General features: G+C 73.2%; 6 protein-coding genes. 5 read left to right on the top strand and 1 reads right to left on the bottom strand.

From position 1 onward, the window contains the following. The coding region (locus VFE05_05025; protein HET6229421.1) for an MFS transporter at positions 1 to 1,088 on the top strand (1,088 nt) is incomplete at its 5' end. Between the two features lie 291 nt (positions 1,089 to 1,379). Continuing rightward, complete coding sequence (locus tag VFE05_05020) at positions 1,380 to 1,805, top strand: twin-arginine translocase TatA/TatE family subunit (GenBank protein ID HET6229420.1); 426 nt, start codon at positions 1,380 to 1,382, stop codon at positions 1,803 to 1,805. 224 nt (positions 1,806 to 2,029) lie between these two features. On the opposite strand, the gene VFE05_05015 is transcribed toward VFE05_05020, so the two are convergent. Next, the gene (locus tag VFE05_05015; protein ID HET6229419.1) at positions 2,030 to 2,593 is read right to left on the bottom strand and encodes a hypothetical protein; all 564 of its coding nucleotides are present in this window, start codon (positions 2,591 to 2,593) and stop codon (positions 2,030 to 2,032) included. A 493-nt stretch (positions 2,594 to 3,086) separates the two neighbouring features. Between VFE05_05015 and VFE05_05010 the strand changes: the two genes are divergently transcribed. The 3 genes from VFE05_05010 to VFE05_05000 all read left to right on the top strand — a co-directional run. After that, complete coding sequence (locus VFE05_05010) at positions 3,087 to 5,465, top strand: FdhF/YdeP family oxidoreductase (protein ID HET6229418.1); 2,379 nt, start codon at positions 3,087 to 3,089, stop codon at positions 5,463 to 5,465. Continuing rightward, a complete protein-coding gene (fdhD, locus tag VFE05_05005; GenBank protein ID HET6229417.1) occupies positions 5,462 to 6,358 on the top strand; it encodes a formate dehydrogenase accessory sulfurtransferase FdhD in 897 nt (298 codons plus the stop codon). Before VFE05_05010 ends, fdhD begins: the two co-directional genes overlap by 4 nt. A 2-nt stretch (positions 6,359 to 6,360) precedes the next feature. Further along, positions 6,361 to 6,696: hypothetical protein (locus tag VFE05_05000; protein HET6229416.1), on the top strand; the 336-nt coding region annotated here is incomplete at its 3' end.

Here is a 6,696-nt window from a genome sequence, read left to right as displayed (position 1 = left end):
TCCTCACGCAGGTGCTTGGCGTGGGGCCGGCCTTCCTGGGCGCCATCGAAGGCGTGACGGAGAGCGCGTCCAGCCTGCTCAAGCTGGCGAGCGGGTGGATCGCGGACCGCTTCGGGCGCCGCAAGCCGCTGATGGTGGGCGGCTACGCGCTGGCGGCGCTGGGCCGGCCGCTGATCGGCGCGGCCACGGCGGCGTGGCAGGTGCTGGCGATCCGCTTCGCCGACCGCGTGGGGAAGGGGATGCGCTCCGCCCCGCGCGACGCCCTTCTCGCCGAGTCGGTGCCGCCGGAGCGCCGCGGCGCCGCGTTCGGCATCCACCGCGCGGCGGACCACGCGGGCGCGGTGATCGGGCCGCTGATGGCCGCGGGGCTGCTGCTGGCGCTGCCCGGCCGCTACCGCCTCATCTTCGGGCTGGCCGTCGTGCCCGGCCTGGTGACGCTCGCCACGCTCGTGTGGAAGGTTCGCGATCCCCGTCCCTCGTCCGGCGGAAATCGCGGCGCCGCCATGCCGCTGCCGCGCCTGCGAGAGCTGGGGCCGGCGCTGCCGCGATACCTCTCCGTCCTCTTCCTCTTCACCCTCGGCAACGCGTCGGACGCGTTCCTGCTGCTGCGTGCCCGGCAGCTGGGCGTGGCGGTGGCGCTCATCCCGCTGCTGTGGGCGGCGCTGCACGTGAGCAAGATGGCGTTCAGCGTCGTGGGCGGCCGGCTGAGCGACCGCGCCGGTCCGCGGCTGGCCATCGTGGCCGGCTGGGCGACGTACGCGGCGGTGTACGCCGGGTTCGCCGTGGCGGCACAGGCGTGGCACGTCTGGGCGCTCTTCCTGGCGTACGGCCTCTTCTTCGGGTTCACCGAGGCACCGGAGAAGGCCCTCGTCGCCTCCCTCGCCCCCGAAGGACTGCGGGGGAGCGCGTTCGGCGCGTACCACTTCGCCATCGGCTTGGGCGCGCTGCCGGCGAGCGTGATCTTCGGCCTCGTCTGGGAGACTAACGGCTCCGCCGCGGCGTTCGGCGTGGGAGCGGCTTTGACCCTGGCGGCCGCGCTGCTGCTGCCTTTCGTCCTCCCGCGCCGCGCGAGACCGGCGGTGGCGTGATGCCTCGGGGATCGGCGGAGGTCGTCATCGTTCGTAGCGACGTGTACGCAGATGGAGGATGCGCTGCCGATTCGAAGCGGAGACGACGACGGCGACACACCGCGGCGGGCGATCCGCATCTTGCGGCGCCGTTCTCGCGCACGGCGTAATCGCGGCGTCAGGTAGGGGCGGGTAGATTCAGCGGTTCGCGCCACGGGCGCGCGGGGGCACCTGGCCCCTGAAGCGGAGTAACAGTCCCGGCGCGGGCCAGCGGCAGGGCCCGGTGCCACGATTTCCCATGGAGGAGTGCCAATGCCCTTCGGACTCGGCTTCGGCGAGACGCTGCTGATCTTCGCCATCATCCTGATCTTCTTCGGCCCCCGCAAGCTGCCGGAGATGGGCGCGTCGCTGGGCAAGGGCATCCGCGACTTCAAGCGCGCCCTGAACGGCGTGGCCGCCGAGCTTCAGAACCCGGTGGACGGGATGAACGGCATCGGCCCGGCGGGGACGCCCGCGGCGCGCCCGCGCACCGCGCTGGAGCCGCCGGAGACCGCCGTGCCGGTGGAGGCCGCGCTCACCGCCGCCCCCGCGCCCGACGCGGTCGCCCACGCCACCGGCGAGCCCGCGCGCCTGGACCACGCCCATGCGCCCGACGGCACGCTCCTGCACATCCCGCACGACGCGGACGCGACGCTGCTGGACACGCCCCGCTCCGCCGGCGCGCCGCAGCACGACTGAGCGCTCCCCTCGTCGGAGGGCAGCCCCAAGCAGCAGCGCCGCCCGACCCAAGGTCTGGCGGCGCTGCTCTTTCATCGACCTTCCACGCTCCCTCCGTCCCCGGATGGCGAGCTGGCTCCGACGCTCCTCATCCCCGCCCGTCCCGCAATCCCACGCGCCTCCTCCACGACCGTCAATCAGCTCCTACTCCCTCAGCAGATGTAGAACGCCGGGGAGACGGCTTCTCACGCCGCCGGGAGCGCGGCCTTCACCGCCTCCACGATGCGCTGCTCCAGGCGGCCGGTGGAGATGCAGTCCGAGCGCGTGCCCGTGCTGGGCTGGCTGGCGAGGCCGCGCACCTGCACCACCAGCGTGGACGTGGTCTGCCCGGCGGGGACGGGGTAGGCGAGCGCGGTGACCTGCAGCACGTCCTTGTCCGCCCGCCTGGTGCCGAGCGGGTCCAGGCCGCAGTCCAGGTAGAACGAGGCGTCGTGGCCCGCGATCCGGCGCGTGGCGCGCGCCGCGGGGTTGCCGTACACGTGGCCGGCCGCGTCCACCACGCCGGACTCGATGCCCAGGCCCTCGAACGCGGCGGGCAGCGCGTCCCAGATCTGCTCGACCGACGCGCCGATCACCTCGCGGCGCACACCCTGCCGCTCGCCGCCGCCCGTGATCATCTCGATCTCCCCGGTACCGGCGGCGATGCGGGTGCTGTGCTGTACGTCGGCGCTGGACGGGGCGGGGCCGGAGGCAGGGCCGGGAGCTGCGCAGCCGGCGAGCAGGACGAGGGCGAGGACGGGGTAGCGCATGGGATCTCTCGTGGGTTCGGATGGCGAGATGCACGGCAGGGGTCTGAAGAGAGATTACCATCTCCCGCCTCTCCCGGCCAGCCCGTACTTACGCACATCCGCACCTTCCCCCGTCCGCCGATGCCCGGCATCGTGAGACGGGCGGGCCGTGTCGCCGATGGGTAGCGTCAGGAATCATCCGATTCAACGTCGGCCCACGACCGGAAACCCAGCCTTCTGCTCCATCTCTGCTTCGAACCGGGGATGCATTCGCGCGGTTCGGTGCCGCGCATCCCCCGATGCCCCATCGCATCCGCGGCTCGCCGCCGCAGCGCGCCGGGCGTACGGAGGGACGGAGGTGGATCGAAACGCGGCCGCCCGCCCGCCGATCCACATCTACCGAAGCGAGGACACGATCTCCGTTCGGGAGATGGCGGGCCCGGGGCTTGCGGCTCCGTGGCGGCGGAAGCACCTTTCGAGCATAGCCTTAGCCGCACTTCCCACCGCGTTGCCGATGCCCCCGAGCCGCCCGCGCAAGACCGAGACGCCGCCCAGCACGCACGCGCCCGACGCCCCCGCCGGCGGCATGGGCGCGCTCGCCAGCACGCTGCACCACCTGCGGCACGAGAAGTCGCTGGTGCAGGGCACGAAGGCGCTGCGGATGCTGAACCAGACGGACGGCTTCGACTGCCCCGGCTGCGCCTGGCCGGAGCCGCGCGAGCGCTCCTTCGCGGAGTTCTGCGAGAACGGCGCGAAGGCCGTGGCGCACGAGGCCACCGGCAAGCGCGCGGGCCCGGAGCTGTTCGCGCGCCACACCGTCGCCGACATGCTGTCCCGCACGGACTACTGGCTGGAGCAGCAGGGCCGCCTCACGCATCCCATGATCCGCCGCGCGGGGGCGGAGCACTTCGAGCCGCTGAGATGGGACGAGGCATTCGCGCGGGCGGGGCAGGCGCTGCGGTCGCTGGACCATGCGGACCAGGCGGCGTTCTACACGTCCGGGCGGACGAGCAACGAGGCGGCGTTCCTGTACCAGCTGTTCGGGCGCATGCTGGGCACGAACAACTTCCCGGACTGCTCCAACCTGTGCCACGAGAGCAGCGGCACCGGCCTCAAGCGCACCATCGGCGTGGGCAAGGGCTCGGTGCAGCTGGACGACTTCGAGAAGGCCGAGGCCATCTTCGTCATCGGCCAGAACCCCGGCACCAACCACCCGCGCATGCTCAGCGCGCTCCAGGCGGCGCGGCGCCGCGGCGCGAAGATCGTGAGCATCAACCCGCTGCGGGAACGGGGGCTGGAGAGCTTCGTCCACCCGCAGGAGATCCGCGCCACGCTCACGGGCACGGGCAGCCCCATCTCCAACGTGTACCTCCAGCCCAAGGTGGGCTCGGACGTGGCGGTGCTGCAGGGCATCATGAAGCACGTGCTGGAGGCGGAGCGCACGTCTCCCGGCCGCGTGCTGGACCACGGCTTCCTGCGCATGCACACCGACGGCTTCGACGATCTCTCGGCGGCGCTGAACGCCACGCCGTGGGCGCGGATCGAGGAGGAGACGGGGCTGTCGCAGGCGCAGATCCGCGAGGCTTCGGACGTCTACGTGAATTCACGCGCGACCATCGTCTGCTGGGCGATGGGGCTCACGCAGCACGAGAACGCGGTGGACAACGTGATCGCGTGTGCGAACCTGCTTCTGCTCAAGGGCAACGTGGGCCGCCCGGGCGCGGGCGTGTGCCCCGTGCGCGGCCACAGCAACGTGCAGGGCGACCGCACGGTAGGCATCGACCACGCGCCGCCGGCGGCTTTCCTGGACGCGCTGGGCGCGGAGTTCGGCTTCGAGGCGCCGCGCGGGCGGGGGCTGGACGTGGTGGAGGCGATCCACGCCATGAACGCCGGCCGCATCCGCTTCTTCATGTCGATGGGCGGCAACTTCCTCTCCGCATCTCCCGATACGGACCTGGTCGCCGCGGGCCTGGCGAAGGTGGAGACGGCGGTCTTCGTGCTCACCAAGCTGAACCGCAGCGCGCTCGCCGCGGGGCGCGAGACGATGATCTGGCCGTGCCTGGGGCGGACGGAGACGGACGTGCAGGCGGGCGGCCCGCAGTTCGTGACGGTGGAGGACTCGATGAGCGTCGTCCACTCGTCGCGCGGGTCGAACCGCCCCGCATCTCCCCACCTGAAGAGCGAGCCCGCCATCGTCGCCGGGCTGGCGAAGGCGGCGCTGGGCCCCGAATCCACCGTCGACTGGGACGCGCTGGTGGCGGACTACGACCGCATCCGCGAGCGCATCGCCCGCGTGCTCCCGGCGTTCGGCGACTACAACGCGCAGGTGCGGCAGCCGGGCGGCTTCGTGCTCCGCCACGCCGCGGCGCACCGCGAGTGGAACACCGGCACGGGCAAGGCGCGCCTCATCCCCGTCCCCACGCCGCACATCCGCCTGGGCGAGGGGCAGCTGCGCCTGTTCACCATCCGCTCGCACGACCAGTACAACACGACCATCTACGGGATGGACGACCGCTACCGCGGCATCGAGGGCGCCCGCCGCGTGGTCCTGATGCACCGCGACGACCTGGCGGAGCGCGGCCTGGTCCCGGGCCAGGAGGTGGACATCCACTCCCACGCGGCCGACGGCGTTCCGCGCATGGCACCCCGCTTCCGCACGGTGGAGTACGACGTGCCCCGCGGCTGCGCGGCGGCGTACTTCCCGGAGGCGAACGTGCTCGTCCCCATCGGCAGCACGGCGCGCGAGAGCAACCAGCCCGCGTCCAAGATGGTGCCCGTTACCGTCGTCCCCGCCACCTCCGCCGTGCGCGTGACGGGAGATGACGAGCGGCTCGTCCCGGTTTCGGTAGATGCCGAGCCGTCCGGGGCCGTGCACCTGGCCGCCGCGGGATGACCGCGCGCCCCGGCAGCACCGTCCGCCGCGCCGTCGATCAGGTCTCGTTCGATGGCGGCGAGGCCGTCCGCCGCACCCGCACCGACGTGCTCGCGACCGAGGAGCCGCTGGAGATCCGCATCGTCCGCGCGGATGACGCGCGAGGCCGCCGCGTCCTCTCCGACCGCGCTCACCGCGTCTCCGTGACCATGCGGACGCCGGGCGCGGACTTCGAGCTCGCCGCCGGCTTCCTCTACGCCGAGGGGCTGATCGGCGGCGGCGCGGACATCGGGACGATCTCGTACTGCGTGGATGCCGAGCAGCGCTACAACGTGGTCAACGTCGTCCTCGCACCCGGCGTCGCGTTCGATCCGGCGCAGCTCGCCCGCAACTTCTTCGCGACCAGCAGCTGCGGCGTGTGCGGCAAGGCCTCCATCGAGGCGGTGACGGGCGCCCCCTGCCCGCGAATCGTCTCCGACGTTTCGGTGACGCCGGAGACGTTGCTGTCGCTGCCCGGGAAGCTGCGGCCGTCGCAGGCGGTGTTCGAGCGCACGGGCGGCCTGCACGCCGCCGCGCTCTTCGACGCGGACGGCAATCTCCTGCGCGTGCGCGAGGACGTGGGCCGCCACAACGCGATGGACAAGCTCGTCGGCGGCGCCCTGCTCGCGGGCGAGGTGCCGCTGGCGGACCGCGTCGTGCTGGTGAGCGGGCGCCTCAGCTTCGAGCTGGTGCAGAAGGCGGCGCGCGCCGGGGTGGCCGTGCTGGCCGGGGTGTCGGCACCGAGCAGCCTGGCGGTGGAGCTGGCGGAGCAGGCGGGGATGACGCTGGTGGGCTTCCTGCGCGAGGCCCGCTTCAACGTGTACGCCGGGGCGGAGCGGATCGCCGCGCCGGCATCGGTCCAGAACGGGAGATGAGGATGCGGCGAGCGCTGCGTGCGTGCGGGTTCGTGGTGGTGTGGGGATGCGTGGCGTGCGGCAGCGAGGGCGGCGAGCTTCGCGACGCGACCCGCGCCCGCGAGGCGCAGCAGGGCCCGTCGGACTCGGCGATGGCGCCTCCGCCCGCCTCCGCCGTGTCGGACACCGGATACGAGGTGCCCGTCTTCGCCTCGGACTCCGCCGCTCCGGGTGCCGCGGCCCCGGCCGGCGCGCCCGCACCCGCGACGCCGGTGAAGGCCGACAGCGCCGCCCGCCGCGACTCCGCGGCCGCGCCGGCCGCGACGCCTCCCGTCGCCGCGCCGGCTGCTCCTGTGGCG

Source organism: Longimicrobiaceae bacterium (assembly GCA_035696245.1).
In the GTDB taxonomy this organism is placed as follows: domain Bacteria; phylum Gemmatimonadota; class Gemmatimonadetes; order Longimicrobiales; family Longimicrobiaceae; genus DASRQW01.
The sequence above is the reverse complement of the archived record's forward strand: the minus strand, read 5'-3'. Positions and strand labels throughout refer to the sequence as shown.